At 35.3% G+C, this 16,077-nt stretch carries 16 protein-coding genes and 1 other annotated feature; of the genes, 3 read left to right on the forward strand and 13 right to left on the reverse strand.

Annotation, left to right across the window (positions count from 1 at the left end; genetic code table 11):
- Positions 1–51: 51 nt before the first annotated feature.
- From menA to BLT48_RS08895, 3 genes are all read right to left on the reverse strand, one after another.
- Positions 52–993 (reverse strand): 1,4-dihydroxy-2-naphthoate polyprenyltransferase, encoded by a 942-nt coding sequence (gene menA, locus BLT48_RS08885; RefSeq protein WP_089977337.1) that lies wholly within the window; start codon positions 991–993, stop codon positions 52–54.
- A 19-nt stretch (positions 994–1,012) separates the two neighbouring features.
- Positions 1,013–2,080, reverse strand: a complete 1,068-nt coding sequence (locus BLT48_RS08890; RefSeq protein WP_176944107.1) for an FAD:protein FMN transferase — start codon at positions 2,078–2,080, stop codon at positions 1,013–1,015.
- Between the two features lie 168 nt (positions 2,081–2,248).
- Positions 2,249–2,773, reverse strand: coding sequence for an FMN-binding protein (locus tag BLT48_RS08895; protein WP_035020908.1), 525 nt, complete (start codon positions 2,771–2,773; stop codon positions 2,249–2,251).
- Positions 2,774–3,459: 686 nt separating this feature from the next.
- On the opposite strand from BLT48_RS08895, the gene BLT48_RS08900 reads away from it, so the two are divergent.
- The 3 genes from BLT48_RS08900 to BLT48_RS08910 all read left to right on the forward strand — a co-directional run bounded on the left by BLT48_RS08900 (position 3,460) and on the right by BLT48_RS08910 (position 7,130).
- On the forward strand, positions 3,460–5,304 hold the full coding sequence (locus BLT48_RS08900) for an FAD-dependent oxidoreductase (protein ID WP_089977341.1): 1,845 nt from the start codon (positions 3,460–3,462) through the stop codon (positions 5,302–5,304).
- Between the two features lie 235 nt (positions 5,305–5,539).
- The gene (locus BLT48_RS08905) at positions 5,540–6,109 is read left to right on the forward strand and encodes a Gx transporter family protein (RefSeq protein WP_035020912.1); all 570 of its coding nucleotides are present in this window, start codon (positions 5,540–5,542) and stop codon (positions 6,107–6,109) included.
- Between the two features lie 40 nt (positions 6,110–6,149).
- Positions 6,150–7,130 carry a polyprenyl synthetase family protein gene (locus tag BLT48_RS08910; RefSeq protein WP_035020914.1) on the forward strand — a complete coding sequence of 327 codons (981 nt, stop codon included), beginning with the start codon at positions 6,150–6,152 and terminating at the stop codon, positions 7,128–7,130.
- Positions 7,131–7,326: 196 nt separating this feature from the next.
- Here the strand turns inward: BLT48_RS08910 and BLT48_RS08915 are convergent, their stop codons facing one another.
- The 10 genes from BLT48_RS08915 to BLT48_RS08960 all read right to left on the reverse strand — a co-directional run bounded on the left by BLT48_RS08915 (position 7,327) and on the right by BLT48_RS08960 (position 16,041).
- Positions 7,327–7,926, reverse strand: coding sequence for a sigma-70 family RNA polymerase sigma factor (locus tag BLT48_RS08915; protein WP_051923353.1), 600 nt, complete (start codon positions 7,924–7,926; stop codon positions 7,327–7,329).
- Positions 7,927–8,032: 106 nt separating this feature from the next.
- On the reverse strand, positions 8,033–8,557 hold the full coding sequence (locus tag BLT48_RS08920) for an NYN domain-containing protein (protein ID WP_035020916.1): 525 nt from the start codon (positions 8,555–8,557) through the stop codon (positions 8,033–8,035).
- A gap of 34 nt (positions 8,558–8,591) precedes the next feature.
- The gene (gene rlmB / locus BLT48_RS08925) at positions 8,592–9,449 is read right to left on the reverse strand and encodes a 23S rRNA (guanosine(2251)-2'-O)-methyltransferase RlmB (protein WP_035020918.1); all 858 of its coding nucleotides are present in this window, start codon (positions 9,447–9,449) and stop codon (positions 8,592–8,594) included.
- Entirely contained in the window at positions 9,436–9,849 is a 414-nt protein-coding gene (locus BLT48_RS08930; RefSeq protein ID WP_035020919.1) for a Mini-ribonuclease 3, read from the reverse strand. The genes rlmB and BLT48_RS08930 overlap by 14 nt, the downstream gene beginning before the upstream one ends.
- Before the next feature lie 7 nt (positions 9,850–9,856).
- Positions 9,857–11,263: a cysteine--tRNA ligase gene (gene cysS / locus BLT48_RS08935; RefSeq protein WP_089977345.1), complete on the reverse strand. Its 1,407-nt coding sequence runs from the start codon at positions 11,261–11,263 to the stop codon at positions 9,857–9,859.
- A gap of 31 nt (positions 11,264–11,294) precedes the next feature.
- Positions 11,295–11,825: a serine O-acetyltransferase EpsC gene (gene epsC, locus BLT48_RS08940; RefSeq protein WP_035020921.1), complete on the reverse strand. Its 531-nt coding sequence runs from the start codon at positions 11,823–11,825 to the stop codon at positions 11,295–11,297.
- A 49-nt stretch (positions 11,826–11,874) separates the two neighbouring features.
- Positions 11,875–12,099 (reverse strand) — a binding site (T-box leader).
- 53 nt (positions 12,100–12,152) lie between these two features.
- A complete protein-coding gene (gltX, locus tag BLT48_RS08945; protein WP_035020923.1) occupies positions 12,153–13,622 on the reverse strand; it encodes a glutamate--tRNA ligase in 1,470 nt (489 codons plus the stop codon).
- Between the two features lie 62 nt (positions 13,623–13,684).
- A complete protein-coding gene (gene ispF / locus BLT48_RS08950) occupies positions 13,685–14,182 on the reverse strand; it encodes a 2-C-methyl-D-erythritol 2,4-cyclodiphosphate synthase (protein WP_089977349.1) in 498 nt (165 codons plus the stop codon).
- 18 nt (positions 14,183–14,200) lie between these two features.
- Positions 14,201–14,917 carry a 2-C-methyl-D-erythritol 4-phosphate cytidylyltransferase gene (ispD, locus tag BLT48_RS08955; protein WP_089977352.1) on the reverse strand — a complete coding sequence of 239 codons (717 nt, stop codon included), beginning with the start codon at positions 14,915–14,917 and terminating at the stop codon, positions 14,201–14,203.
- Between the two features lie 11 nt (positions 14,918–14,928).
- Positions 14,929–16,041: a PIN/TRAM domain-containing protein gene (locus BLT48_RS08960; RefSeq protein WP_089977356.1), complete on the reverse strand. Its 1,113-nt coding sequence runs from the start codon at positions 16,039–16,041 to the stop codon at positions 14,929–14,931.
- Positions 16,042–16,077: the final 36 nt, after the last annotated feature.

The raw sequence follows: 16,077 nt of genomic DNA on the forward strand, positions 1-16,077 counted from the left end.
TTACTAAATTTACCATCACTCAGGAAACATGTCAATTCCTCTTTTTAACTTTTATTTGAATACTAAACTTATTGCTAACAGCACAACTTCACTGGCACTAAATAAAATGATGTTTTTTATAGCAATAACAAATGTCTCCGACTTAACTTGCTTGTTGTTGTACAGAGCTAAGTTTTTCCTCATTGGGATAATGGTTAGTAATAAGAGCAATAAAATAGGGTGTAATAAACTCAGTAAAACAGCTAAAACAATCACTACATAACTCATGTAGACTAATGCATTAAACAATTGAACAGCTCGCTTTTTACCAATATAAAACGGCAAGGTGTACCTGTGATTAAGGATATCTTGTTCTAAATCACAGGTATTGTTCGCCAACATAATATTAGCTATCAAGAATACTGTCGGCAACGACACAAAGAATAATACCAGAACAGAAACCATATTTCCTCCTAACAGAAACAGTTGGCCTTTAAATAACAAACTCAATAAACTAAGCTCATCAACATTTACAAAGGCTGCAATAAAAAAGATGCCAAACCCCATAGTCAAACCAGAAATAGGTTCTCCTAAAGGCATTCTTGAAATGGGAACTGGCCCAAAAGTATAAAAAATCCCAATAAAGAAGCAGAGAGCTCCTATGATCAACAATACAATATTGGTTCTATAAACTAACCCAAACCCTAGCAACATTGAACTAACTACCATTCCGACAATCAGATGAATGACGAGTTTTTCTGATAGTTTTTCTTGTCCAATAACATTCACTTCATCTCTATAATCTTTATCTTTAGCTTTTCGGTAATCCATTAAATTATTAATAGCTGTTGTTGCCATATCAAAAATCAGCATCGCTACAAAGAACAGCAGTGTATTAACAAAGTTAAATGTATTGAAATAATAAGCTGTAAATAATGTTCCTAATAAAATAGGAAATAAACTTGCTAACTTTGTTTGAATCTCTACTAATGTAAAAAAGGTTTTTATCGACATCATTATCCCTCTTTGATTTTTATTTTAATGTAAATGCATCATTTGTTAATTTAAAGGTTTCTTTTAACCCATCTGATACATAAACCTCTTTATCTTTTGTTACAAATAGTGCATCAACATCTTCTAATGTATTCACGTATTCTAATCCTTCTTTTAACCCTTTAGAGAAAAGTGAAGTTGATAGTCCGTCACCATCGATTGATTTTTTAGTGATCACACTGACTCCTGCTAACTCATTATCAAATGGATACCCTGTTTCTGGATTCATCAAGTGATGGTAATTCACTCCATCAACTTTAAGGAACCGTTCATAAATACCTGAAGTAACGATTGACCTATCGCTTAAAGCTAAAGATCCTATAATCGTTCCACGTGTTTCAAACGGATCTTGAATCCCTACATTCCAAGCTGCTCCTTCACCTTTTGCACTATCTCCCATAACATACACGTTTCCACCTAAATCAATAATCGCAGTATCTACTTGGTGTTCTTTTAACACCTCTACTACTTCATCTGTGATAAAACCTTTAGCAATCGCTCCTAAATCTAATCGCATACCTTCTTCTGGCAAATAGACTGTCTGAGCTTCATCATCAAACTTTACCTTTGAGTAATCTACTAAGTTCAACGTTTCGTCAATTTCAGATTGTTCTGGTTTCCTGGCATCATCAAAACCAATATGCCATAGCTCTGTAATGGGTCCGACTGTCAAATCAAAACTACCAGCAGTACTTTCACTATAATCATATGCCGCCTGTACTAAATAATATAAATCATCCGCTACTTGGACTGGTTCAATACCGGCTTGTTCATTAATTTTTTCAATCTCCGAGTTCTCATTTCCCTCATCAACCGTAATTAAACCTGCTAGCTCTTCAATTCGATTAAAAGCCGCATCTAACGCTTCTTGTTTATCTTGATTATAGATGGTAACTTTCACAACAGTTCCCATCAAAAATTCAGTTCGTTCAAAGGGTTCTTTAACTAACGCACGCTCTTTTGTGTCTTCATTATTTCCACAACCAACAAGCAAGAATAATACCGTTAGTAGGGAGAACATTACTTTCACTATCTTATTTTTTTTCATTCAGCATACTCCTTGTTAGATAATTTATGTATATGTTTTCACTAACTTTATTTAAAATAAACGGGTCCTAGAAATACATCTAAGACCCTCATATTATGCCATTTCTAATGGTGCTTTTCAATCTTACTCAAATAGAAACCTTATATTGAAATTAGAATATCCATAGTATTAGTTGTCAATTTCAATTGTCTCCGTTTTACCTTCTGCTGCTGCATCAACTAGCTGTTGTGCGTATTCAACAAATAATTCGTGCGAATGAGTTGCACCTGAAACAACTTCTACAGCTGATGGATCTTGCGCATCTACTAAAGCTTGGTTATAAGCTGGAATGTACTCAGCAGGACCAGTTCCCACTTTATCTTTCATAGCTTTTTGGTACTCTGCATCTTTCGTTTTCAACTCTCCAGCATCATTCACATAATCATAAGTAGATTCTGTAATTTGTCCACCTTCAACGGTCATCCCAAAAACAACGCTCCAACCATTGTCGTCAAGATTTTTTTCTTCTAATAGATAGCTTCCATCTTGTAAAGCAACAGTCTCAGTTGAACTCATTTTTTCAGAACTCGTTGCCTCTGATTCAGCTACTGCTGAACTTTCTTTACTCGTCGCATCGTCAGAACCACACGCTGCTAGTATAAATGTTGAAGCCAAAACAACTGACGCTAATTTCAAACCGGCTTTAAATCCCATGATATATACCCACCCTATTTTTATAGTCTAGTCTTCCTAACGAAAGAATCATACGGCTATTTCATTTGGCAGACTATCTACTAATAGTATAACGACTTTATTTCTAATTGTCTATATTTTCACATGAATTTATAATTTCCGTTCTAAAAATTATTCATTCTATTTCTCACACTAAACAAACGTCTAAATAATAGCTTTTTGAGTTATTTTTTGTATATCTGAAAACCAATGCTTCCTACAGAACACTTATTTTTATTTTCACAAAATTATTAGCATCCATTTATTTTTCCTTCTATATCAACCTTTTAATGCTGACTTGTTTATTTGTATTACATTTTTTTCCAAAGAATAAAATTCATGATTTTTCGCTACTAATACTGAATTTGTCAATAATATGACAACTATTTTTGTTTCTTATTTTCTATTTTTCTTTGCTTTAATACGATTTAGAAAAGAAGATTGAGAATAATTTCATTAAAATTTATTTTTTTCAATAATTTTTTTATCTTTAAAAATCTTTTTTCGAAAAAGAACCTTTAAAACATAGACATATTCATTTATTTTTTGTATAATATGTTTATCATATGGTTGTGAAACTTTTAACTAACTTGATAAGCACTTATTATTATTCAATTTATCTATACTATATATATTTAAAAAAATGGTTGAAAAAAGGAGCTAGAAAAATGACTCAAACAAAAGTAGTTATTATTGGCGCTGGTTTTGCAGGGGTTTCTGCTACAAAACAGCTAGCAAAAAAACTTAAGAAAAATAAAGATGTAACGATTACGCTAATCGATCGTCACTCTTACCTTACTTATATGACCGAATTGCACGAAGTAGCTGGGGGACGTGTTGAACCTGAAGCTATTCAGTATGATTTACAACGATTATTTGCACGTAAAAAAAATGTTAACTTAGTAACCGATAACGTTACAGCAGTTGATCATGATAAAAAAGTAGTACTAACTGAAAATGGCTCTTATTCTTATGACTATTTAATTCTAGGTATGGGTGGAGAACCAAATGACTTTGGAACACCTGGAGTTAAAGAACACGGATTCACTCTTTGGTCGTTAGAAGATGCTGTTCGTCTACGTCACCATATTGAAGCTACCGTTGCTGCTGCAGCTATTGAACACGATGCTGCAAAACGTGCCGCTATGATGCGTTTTGTGATCTGTGGTTCTGGATTTACAGGTATCGAAATGGTCGGAGAACTTTTAGATTGGAAAGATGTTTTAGCGAAAGAGTACAAATTTGACGCTTCAGAGATCGAACTGATCGTTGTTGAAGCTGCTCCAACTATCTTAAACACTCTTCCTCGTCAAGACGCAGATAAAGCTGAAAAATTCATGACGAAAAAAGGCATCAAAATCATGAAAGATTCTCCAATTATTAGTGTTGGAGCTGAATCTGTTTTATTGAAATCTGGTGAAGAACTTCCTACCAAAACATTAGTATGGACTGCAGGTGTTAAAGCTAACACAGATACAGCAGAATTTGGAATGGAACAAGCGCGTGCTGGACGTTTAGTTGCGAATGAGTTTATGGAAGCGAAAGATTTAGAAGATGTTTATGTTATTGGCGATCTTGTCTACTATGAGGAAGAAGAGGGAAAACCAACTCCTCAAATCGTACAAGCTGCTGAACAAACTGGACATACTGCTGCTGTTAATGTTATTGCAGCTATTGAAGGAAAAGAAAAACACAAATTTGAATCAAATTACCAAGGAACAATGGTTTCTATCGGTTCAAAATATGGTGTTGCTTACTTAATGGATAAATTCCACCTTAGCGGATTTTTCGCTATGTTGATGAAACACATCGTTAACTTAAAATATTTCTTTGACATTCGTTCTGGTTACTACATGGTGCAATACTTGTTCCATGAATTCTTCCATATTAGAAATCAACGAAACATTTTCCGTGGTCACCTTTCTCGTTATGGGAATGTTTTATGGAGTGTTCCTTTAAGAGTCTTTTACGGTAGTATGTGGTGTTTTGAAGGGATCAAAAAAGCCTTTGGTTTATTTGGTTCTCAAAGTTGGTTTGGCGATAATGTAGCTTTACCATTCTCTTGGTTGCAAGATGTAACTAGTGGAGCTTCAGAAGTAGTAGAGGAAGTTGCAGAACCAATTTTTGGTTTAAGCTACGTCTATGGCGAAGAACCTATGATGGTTTTCTCTAAAGCTCCTGATTGGTTTAACAGCATTATGCAATTTATGATTCCTACTCCAGAAGTTGCTTTGATTTTCCAAAAATTCATGACTTTCGTAGAAATTGCTATTGGATTAGCTTTGATTGCTGGATTGTTCACTTGGTTGGCTAGTGCAGCTACGGTTGCTTTAGTTGTCAGCTTTACATTATCTGGAATGTTTTACTGGGTAAATGTTTGGTTCGTATTTGCAGCTATTGCTTTGATGAATGGCTCTGGACGTGCATTTGGTTTAGACTACTATATTATTCCATGGATTCAAAAAGTAGCCGGTAAATGGTGGTATGGTACACCAAGATCTTTATACAAATAAAAAAATAAGTTTCATATAGCAGTATGGGTGAGTGAAGGTAGGTCTCTTCTACCTCCGCTCATTTTATTATGTCTTAAAAAGGTTACTGAACCCATGTGTATAACGATAAAAAATGTTAAGATAGAAAGAAGCATTCTACTATTATTCTTCTTTGTCTCTTGTTATTTTTATTCAATTATTAAAACAAGCAATCATTTAGTTAAATTCATTTTATAGTAGATAAGGGCTGGTGTTTATGACTAGAAATCAAAAACTTGTGTATATTGCATTGTTAGCTGCTCAAGCTGTTATCTTAAGCTTAGTCGAACGAAGTATTCCTTTTCCTTTTGCTTTTGCTCCAGGTGCAAAACTTGGGATTGCTAATCTAATCACTATTGTCGCTATTTTCACTTTACCATTAAAGGATAGTTTTACAGTAGTGTGGATGAGACTTATTATGACCACTCTTTTAGGCGGTACACTTTCAACCTTTATGTATAGTTGTGCTGGAGCTTTACTTAGTTATATTGGTATGTTGCTAGTCAAACAACTTGGGCCAAAACGTGTCAGCATCATTGGGATAAGTGCTACAGGCGGCATTTTGCATAATGTTGGTCAACTAGCTGTCGCAAGTTGGATTGCTCAAACATGGACGGTTATGCTGTACTTACCGATTTTATCTTTTATGGGGATTTTATCCGGTATCGCTATCGGCATTGCCGCTAATTACTTGATGACTCACGTACGTACCTTAAAAAACTTCCAACAACAGACGCAACAACCCGCTAAAAAAAAGCGCCGCAACACTACTTACGTAAATTCTTAAGCACAACCACCATAACTTATGAAACGAAAGGGGAATACACATGAAGATTCATCCTATGTGGGAAGCCTACCCTGAATTACAATCTGAATTAATACAAACTATTGAATTAATAGATTCAAGAATTCATTTGCGAAATAAATCTATTGAACATGCTCTAGTTGATATGCTGAACACAGGCGGAAAATTAGTACGTCCTGCTTATACTTTGCTTTTTTCAACTTTTGGAGAAGAGCATGATCCTAACCGAGCACGTGCTTTCGCTGCAGCTATTGAAGTGTTGCATATGGCAACTTTAATCCATGATGATATTATTGATGATTCACCTAAAAGACGTGGCCAACATTCGATTCAATCAAGATACGGCAAAGATATTGCAGTTTATGCTGGCGATTATTTATTTACTGTTTCATTTAAATTAATAGCAGATTATTCTAATTCTATGAAACAAATGCAAATCAATACTAAAGGGATGGAAAAAATCTTGATGGGTGAAATTGATCAAATGCATTTAAGATACAACCAAAAAATAACGATTCGCAATTACTTGACTCAAATATCTGGTAAAACGGCTCAATTATTTGCTCTTTCTTGTTATTCTGGAGCTTTAGAGAGTGGACAAACTGAACGATTTGCTCGAAATTGCTATTATATTGGAAGTCATATTGGAATGGCTTTTCAAATCAAAGATGATATTTTAGACTATACTCAAACCACAGATGGGTTTGGAAAGCCTGTTTTAGAAGATGTAAGACAAGGCATTTATTCTGCTCCTCTTATTTATGCTATGCATAAAAAAAATGCTCCTTTTAAAGAATTACTTGAAAAAAAAGACCAGCTAACAAAGAAAGAAACACAAACAATCCAACAATTTGTTATTCATTCTGGTGGTTTAGATGAAGCAAAACGTTTGGCTGAAAAGTACACCGATAAAGCTTTGAAACGGATTGATCAATTACCAGACAGTTCAGAAAAAGAAATGATTCGTAACTTAACCCTGTCACTATTAGACAGAACGATTTGACTTATTGTTTAATCTTTTACTTCTCTCTAGAATAAAACGTAAAAAGACAAGTTATTGGGAAAACCCGATAACTTGTCTTTTTACTTGAAACCTTACGAGAATGGTAGACTCTTTGTTATGGATGGATCCAACAAAAACAAGAAAGCGTTATCATTTAACCGTATTTATAACACGTTTAATTACCGTTAAGAAATAGCTAAGATTCTAGTGTTCGTTTTAATTTGCGCTTGCAACGATCTAAAGCATTTTTTATTTGCAGACTATCACACTGTAACTGCTCAGCAATTTTGTCTACTTCGTTATTCTTTAAGTAAAGAGAAAACACTTTTTGTTCAAACTTTGACAATGTATGGTGATAACCTGCTAATTTTTCTTTAACCTGTAAGATATCTAATGCGGATAGCCCTTCTTTTCCATTCGTTATGTATTGAGGACTTATTCCTTTTTCTATCATACCATCTAAAGACTCAGCAATTTTTTCTATTTTTCGTTTCTTAGCCATATCTTTTCGAATCAAGCTAAAAATATGGTGTTTAAAATTTAGTTTGTAGAAATTTCCGAACGTGTGCCCTTTATCTTGATCATACGTTTGAATCGCTTTGTGGAAGACGATTCGCGCTTCTTGCCATAAATCCTCTAACTCATAACTTTTAAGGTAGTATTCTCTCGTCATTTTTGTTACTAAGGGATGATAACGCTTAAACAAAATTTTGAATGGATACCCATCTCCATTTTTAATCATGAGAATCAATTCTTCGTCACTCATAAGATCAATTTTTTCATCTTCATCTGCCAAAATTGTCCCTCCTTCTAGTGGCTATAGTAGTGTGATTGATGAATAATATAAGTTATTTTAATTGTCTACCATTCTCGAAAACTTTCAAAATAGCCTATCTTTTATCTTAATATTTTGTTAAATCATCTCTCAGTTTTTCTAATCTGTCTATTTGGTTATGCGACCAAGGCGAATTTCTTCGGTAACTCTGTAAACGATACTGTTGTGCATCTGCCTCAATGGCTTTTTTAATGCGTTTAACATCACTAAAAAGTTCATTAGCCGATTTTCTTAAAGCACCTTTTTGAAAAACAATCCATTGTTCTGCAAGATCACTTGTTGCAACGGTTACTTGTGTTAATAGAGTGCTTTCTTTGCCAACAATGCGTTCAATATAACTATCCGCAGTTTCTCCTTCTTTCGTGAAAATAACCGATAATTGATACTTCTTATACGATTGTTGAATTCCAGGAACAAATTGGGCGTCAAATACTACATGAATATCGATACCGGTGTATTTTTGATAATTGGATAATTCGTGCAATAAAGAGTCTCGAGCATCTTCCAATTTATCTTGATTCTTTAGTTTCACTAAGTGTGGCCATGCCCCGATAATATTGTACCCATCTACAATCAACAGCTCACTTTTCATGATATTTGACCCCCTTTCCCTTTTAGCTTTTTAGTTAAATTTTGTTTCGTCCACGGTACACTTCGTACATTAATAAGCTTGCTGCTACACTAGCATTTAAACTTTGAACATGTCCAGTCATTGGTATAGTGACCATGCCGTCCATTTGTTCTTTAACTAAACGAGAAATTCCTTTTCCTTCATTACCCATCACTAATCCTATTGGCAATGTAGTCTCCCATTGACGGTAATCTTGTCCTTCCATATCGGTCCCATACAGCCATAATCCACGCTCTTTTAATTCTTTGATTGCTTGGACAAGATTCGTTACTCGTGCAACCGGCACATGTTCTATTGCCCCTGTTGAAGCTTTCGCAACTGTAGCTGTTAAACCTACAGCACGTCTTTTTGGAATAATGATTCCATGAGCTCCAATAGCATCAGCTGTTCGCATAATTGAGCCTAAGTTATGTGGGTCTTCAACACCATCCAAAAGAATAAAAAAAGGATCTTCATTTTTTTGAGCAGCTACTGCAAATAAGTCATCTATCGTTGCATATTGAAAAGCAGATGCAGCCACAACTACTCCTTGGTGATTCATGCCATCTACTAGTTGATCCAATTTAGACTTAGGTACAAATGAGATTTGAACACTGCGTTTTTTAGCTAAATTTTGAATTTCTTCCATTTTCGATCCGCTTAAACCTTCTTGCAGAAAAATTTTATTGATATCACGTTCTGATTTCAATACTTCAATAGCTGGTAATCTGCCGGCTACTAAATCACGATCAGTTTCTTGTTCTTCTACTCTATCCTCAACCGGTTTTACTTTTTGTCTAGCTGGTCTTTTGGTAAAAGCTTGTTTATTTGGTTTATTATTCCGTTTGCTAAAATCTTTATTATCTCTTGTCATCTTTTGTAGCCTCCACTTTTTTAATACACCATTGAATCAATTCTTCCATACGTTCCGTTCGTTTTGCTAAATGTAGATAGCCCATTAAGGATTCAAATCCAGTAGCGACACGATAAGTTGTGATATCTGCATTTTTTGCGGAAGTATAGCTTTTAGAGTTTCTACCTCGTTTATACATTGTCACTTCTTCTTCTGTCAAAAAGTCTTCTTCCGCTAACATTTCATGCATCAAGAAACTTTGTGCTTTTGCCGAGACAAAATGCGTAGCCGTTTTGTGCAATTGGCTTGGCTTCGTATATCCTTGTTCGACTAGATAATCGCGAATATAGGTTTCATATATAGCATCTCCTACATAAGCCAATGCTAATCCATTTAATAATGCCCAATTTTTTTCTGTCATGTGTTTATTATCCTCTTCTCCATCTAGTTCCTTGAGGGGTATCATCTAAAATAATGCCCTCTTCTTTTAACTGGTCTCTAATTTCATCACTGCGTTGGAAGTTTTTCGCTGCACGCGCTGCATTTCTCTCTTCAATCAAATGCTCAATTGTTTCATCCAATAATTCTGTTGCCGCAAATGTAATCCCAAAAATTTGGACTAATTCTTGAAACTGATCTAACATGGCTTCAAGAACAACTTTAGAAACAACCGAACGTTCGCTATAAATATTCATTGCTTTAGCCATTTCATAAACAACTGTAATACCATTGGCAGAATTAAAGTCATCATCCATTTCTTTTATGAAGTTTTCTTTGAATGATGTGAGTTGATTCAATAGTTCTTGATCATCCATCTCTTCTTCTATTGCATCTTTCAAACGATACATTGCATTATCATAAGCTGTTTTTATTTTTGATAAATTGGCTTTGGCATCTTCGATCGTTGTTTCATTGTAGCTAATGGGCCTGCGGTATTGAGTTGTTGCCATAAAGAAGCGAACGATTTGAGGGTCTACTTGTTTAATAATATCATGGACTAAAACAACATTCCCTATCGACTTACTCATCTTTTCATTATCCATAGTGACAAAACCATTGTGCATCCAGTAGTGAGCAAATGGGTGTCCGGTTTTAGCTTCACTTTGAGCGATTTCATTTTCATGATGGGGAAAGGTTAAATCTTGTCCTCCAGCATGGATATCAATTGTGTCCCCTAAATATTTTGTAGCCATAACAGAACATTCAATATGCCAACCTGGACGACCTGCTCCCCATGGTGATTCCCAACTAATTTCCTCTGCTTTAGCTGATTTCCATAAAGCAAAGTCTAATGGATCTTCTTTTTTATTGTTTTCTTGAGCAGTTAAACGATTACTTGCTCCAACTTCCAATTCGTCAATTGAGATGTCACTTAGTTTACCATAGTCTTTGAATTTCCTTGTACGGTAATAAACATCGCCTTCTACTTCATAAGCATACCCTTTTTTTACCAGTACGGATATAAAATCAATAATTTCAGGCATGTTTTCCATTACACGTGGATGATGTGTGGCTTTTTCTACTCCTAACGCATGTGTATCTGCATGATAAGCTGCAATAAATTTGTCCGCTACTTCTTGAGCAGTCAAATCCAACTCTTTTGCTGTACGAATAATTTTATCGTCTACATCAGTAAAGTTTGAAATATAGGCTACATCATATCCACGATATTCAAGATAACGTCTGACCGTATCAAATGCAACGGTACTGCGCGCATTTCCAATATGAATATAATTATAAACAGTTGGTCCACAAACATACATCTTTACTTTTCCTTCTTCTATTGGAACGAACTCTTCTTTTTCTCTTGTTAATGTATTATATATTTTTAGCATAGCTACTCTCCTTCTCTACTTAAAGATACAATTAATGAGGGATTTTTTTTCCGTTTATTCTCACTACTTTAGCAGGAATACCTACTGCAGTTGAATTAGGCGGCACTGTTTCTAAGACAACGGCTGCTGCACCTATCTTTGAATCATTCCCTATTGTTATAGGTCCTAAGACCTGCACATGTGCAGATAACAATACATTATTTCCAATTGTTGGATGACGTTTTCCTTTGTCTTTTCCTGTTCCGCCCAATGTCACCCCATGAAAAATAATGACGTCATCTCCAACGCTAGCCGTTTCACCAATCACAACACCCATACCATGATCGATGAAGAGTCTCTTGCCTATTGTAGCTCCAGGATGAATTTCAATTCCTGTTAAAAAGCGAGAAAAATTTGCAATTATACGACTCAATAAAAATGCATTCCGCTGGTGCAAAAAATGTGCCCATCGATGAAAAATAATGGCGTAGAAACTAGGGTACGTTAACAGGATTTCAAGTGTACTTTTAACTGAAGGATCATTCTGTTTGATTGTTTGAATGTCTTCTCTTAATCTCCTCATAGATTATTCCACCTTATTTTTTTTACAAAAAAACAGCGTCTCTTATATGATAAAAGACGCTGTTGCGTGGTTCCACTTTTCTTTATCGCCTTATTCTTATTGATTAGACTAGGCAATCTTTGACATTGTAACGGGTGTTAACCGATAAGAGTCTACTACTTTTTCAACCCCATAACTCAGAGACGCACTTCATCCAATAGCCACCATCTGCTTTCACTACTACAGACTCTCTTTAGATTTTTATTGGATTACTCTTTCTCATCAATGTTTTTCATTTTTATTTAATTTGTTTTGCTTAAAAAAAGCTCTTTAATATTTGATTTCAGATTATAGTTTCGCTAATGCTGCTTGTAGATGTGCTTGAGCTTTTTCACGGCCAAGTAGTTCGATCGTTGGTCCAATTTCTGGTCCATGTGATTGTCCTGTTACAGCTACTCGAATAGGCATAAAGAGATTTTTCCCTTTAATTCCAGTTTCTTTTTGTACTGTTTTAATTGCTTTTTTGATTTCATCTGCATCAAAAGGCGTAATCTCATCTAATTGTTTAGAGAAAGCATTTAAAACTTCTGAAACTGTTTCACCTTCTAAAACTTCTTTTGCTACACTATCGATTGCGGGTTCTTCACTGAAAAACAAACTTGATAGTTCAACAATTTCTGCTCCATAACTCATTTGTTCATGATATAAGCTCACAACTTTTTGAACCCACTCTAATTTCTCTGGAGATGCATTTTCTTCAACATAACCAGCTTTAATTAGATGTGGCAAAGCTAATGCGGTTACTGTTTCTAAATCAGCTTGCTTCATGTATTGATTATTGATCCATTCTAATTTTTTAGCATCAAATGCAGCTGGTGATTTGCTTAAACGTGCAGGGTCGAACATTTCAACAAATGTATGATGATTAAAGATCTCTTCTTCTCCAACAGGTGACCATCCTAATAAAGAAATAAAGTTAAACATCGCTTCTGGCAAGTAGCCTAATTCACGGTATTGTTCAATAAATTGAAGAATATTGCCATCACGTTTGCTTAATTTTTTACCTGTTTCACTATTGATAATTAATGTCATGTGCCCAAATTGAGGAGCTTCCCATCCAAAGGCTTCATAAATCATTAATTGTTTTGGTGTATTCGCAATATGGTCATCTCCACGTAAAACATGTGTAATTTCCATAAAGTGATCGTCTACAGCCACTGCAAAATTATATGTCGGCATACCATCACGTTTTACGATCACGAAGTCTCCGCCAATGCTTTCTGCTTCAAAAGAAATAGGACCTTTTACGATATCTTCAAAATTGTACGTGTTTTCTTTGATCACACGGTAACGAATAACTGGCTCAATACCTGTTGCTTCTTTTTCTTTTTGTTCCTTAGCTGTTAGACTTGCACATTTCCCGCTGTAATGAGGCATTTCTCCTCTAGCTCTTTGTGCTTCACGTTCTTCTTCTAACTCTTCTTCTGAACAGTAACATTTGTATGCACGATTGCTTAACAATAATTGTTCAACTAATGGATCATAAATTTCTCTACGTTCAGATTGGCGGTAAGGGCCAAATTCTCCTGGACTATCCGGACTTTCATCCCAATCCATTCCTAACCATTTCAAGTTTTCTAACTGGCTAGCTTCTCCACCTTCAATATTGCGTTTTAAATCAGTATCTTCAATACGGATGATAAAGTCTCCGCCATTGTGTCGTGCAAATAAATAATTGAATAATGCTGTACGAGCATTCCCAATATGTAGATGTCCTGTTGGGCTTGGCGCATAGCGTACTCGAACTTTTTTTGTCATAATTTATATCCTCTTTTCTTTCTATTTTTTATATCCACTAAATCTAACTTTACTAACTAGAATTAAAGAAGTGATGGCTTGTTATCTTGCTTTTCTAATAAGCAAATCGCCATTGCTGCAATACCTTCATTTCGTCCAATAAACCCCATTGTTTCAGAAGTTGTTGCTTTAACGTTAACATGTTGGATACTTGTTTGACAATCATAAGCTATATTTTCTTTCATTTTCTCTAAATATGGAGCCATCTTGGGGTTTTCAGCTACAATTGTGGCATCTATGTTGCCAATCGTATAACCTTCTATTTTCAGTTCACTCCATACTCTACGGAGCAACTCCCTCGAGTCTATATCTTTAAATTGAGAATCAGTATCGGAAAAATGGTGACCAATATCGCCTTTACCTCCAGCTCCTAAAAGAGCATCTATAATAGCATGAATAAGCACATCGGCATCAGAATGACCTTCTAATCCATAGTCAAAAGGAAGGGTTACTCCACCAATGATTAAGTGTCTATCACTGACAAACTGATGGACATCATATCCTTGTCCTACACGAATCATAACCTAACCTCCTTCTTTTTACTTATCTTGCTGTTCTCTATGAAGCAAAATGGCTTTTCCAGTTACCATATCTTCAGGAGTGGTAATTTTTATATTGTCATAAGATCCTTCTACTACTAAAACAGCCTTTTCCAATCGTTCAACTAATGACGCATCATCGGTTCCTAAAAAACTATCTGTTCTGGCTTTTTCATGTGCTTGCAGAACTACTGAACTGTCGAATGCTTGAGGAGTTTGGATTTGCCATAACTCACTTCTTGGCAGTGTAGTTTTAACTGTATGGTCTGAGTGAACAGCTTTAATCGTGTCTTTTGCCGGAACTCCTAAAATAGCTGCTCCCGTTTTTTGAGCTGCTTCATTTAACCGATCAATAGCTTGCTGTTCAATGAAGGGCCTTGCGCCATCATGAATCATTACAAGACCTGAGGACGTTTTATTTTTCAATTTTTGCAGCCCTTTATAGACACTATGCTGTCGCTCTGTACCACCTATAGCAATGGTAATCGTCTTTTCACTATACATCTGTTCTTGTTGCAACAAATCCGTGATCAGCTTAACCTCATCTTCTTTTACAACTAGAATAATGTGGCTACAATTTTCATCTTTCAAAAATAGAGTTAATGGGTATTCGATCAACGGTTTATTTAGCAAAGGTAATAAAACTTTATTCTTAGAAGATCTCATGCGTCTTCCGTGACCAGCTGCCAATAATATCAGCTCATAGTCCTTGTTCATCGCACCAGCTCCTAATCTTTATCTTTAATGCCTTTTTGAGAATGAACCGGTTTTGCAAATATCATTCGTCCAGCTGCTGTTTGAAGCGCACTGGTTACGACAACCTCAATTGTTTTGTTCATAAAGTGCTGGCCTTCTTCAACAACGATCATTGTTCCGTCATCTAAGTATGCTACACCTTGGCTCCGTTCTGTTCCAGCTTTAACAATCATGACCGTCATATTTTCACCTGGAATCACAACTGGTTTTACAGCATTAGCCAATTCGTTGATATTTAATACAGGCACATTTTGAAATTCACTTACTTTATTTAAATTGTAATCATTCGTGACTACAACACCATCTAATAATTTTGCCAATTTAATCAGTTTACTGTCGACTTCTGTAATATCTTCAAAATCGCCATCATACATTTCGACTTGCATATCATCTTCTTTTTGCAAAGCATTTAATATGTCTAATCCTCTACGTCCACGCACACGCTTCAAACTGTCCGATGAATCTGCAATGTATTGCAATTCTTGTAATACAAAGTTAGGGATCAAGATTGTCCCTTCAAGAAAACCTGTTTTGGCAATATCATAAATTCTTCCGTCAATAATTACACTAGTATCTAATATCTTATACTTGCGGAAGGTTTCATCTGCCAGTCGCTCTAAGACTTTTCCATCTTCATCTTCAGTATTCCTTTTTGTTTTTACTTGGAATAGCTTACGCCATTCATCTCGTCGAGTCGTTCCAACGCGGAAGCCTAAATAAGCAAAACCAAGAACTAAGATAATAGGAACCACATCACTGACAACTGGTATCCTCATACCAATCAACACTACGCTAATCAGCCAAGAAAGAACCAAACCTATGATTGTTCCTAAGCTCCCAAATAACAAATAAGTTACACTTTGCTGACTTAAAAAAGTTTCAATCTTTTTAAATGCTTGTTCAATGTACGTCACCGATAAAAAAGAAATAAATAAAAATATAATTGCACCAATCAGAATATTTGTGACTACATTGTTAACATATGGATTTTCAACTCCTGCCATATTCCATGCAATTGGCATTAAACTTGCCCCAATGCTTCCACCGATAAGAATAAAGATACCGGTTATGATTTTTTTTACCAAAATGATTCCTCCTTTATAAATGGTGTTCCTGTATTA

The sequence above is a fragment of the Carnobacterium viridans genome, from assembly GCF_900102725.1.
Classification (GTDB): domain Bacteria; phylum Bacillota; class Bacilli; order Lactobacillales; family Carnobacteriaceae; genus Carnobacterium_B; species Carnobacterium_B viridans.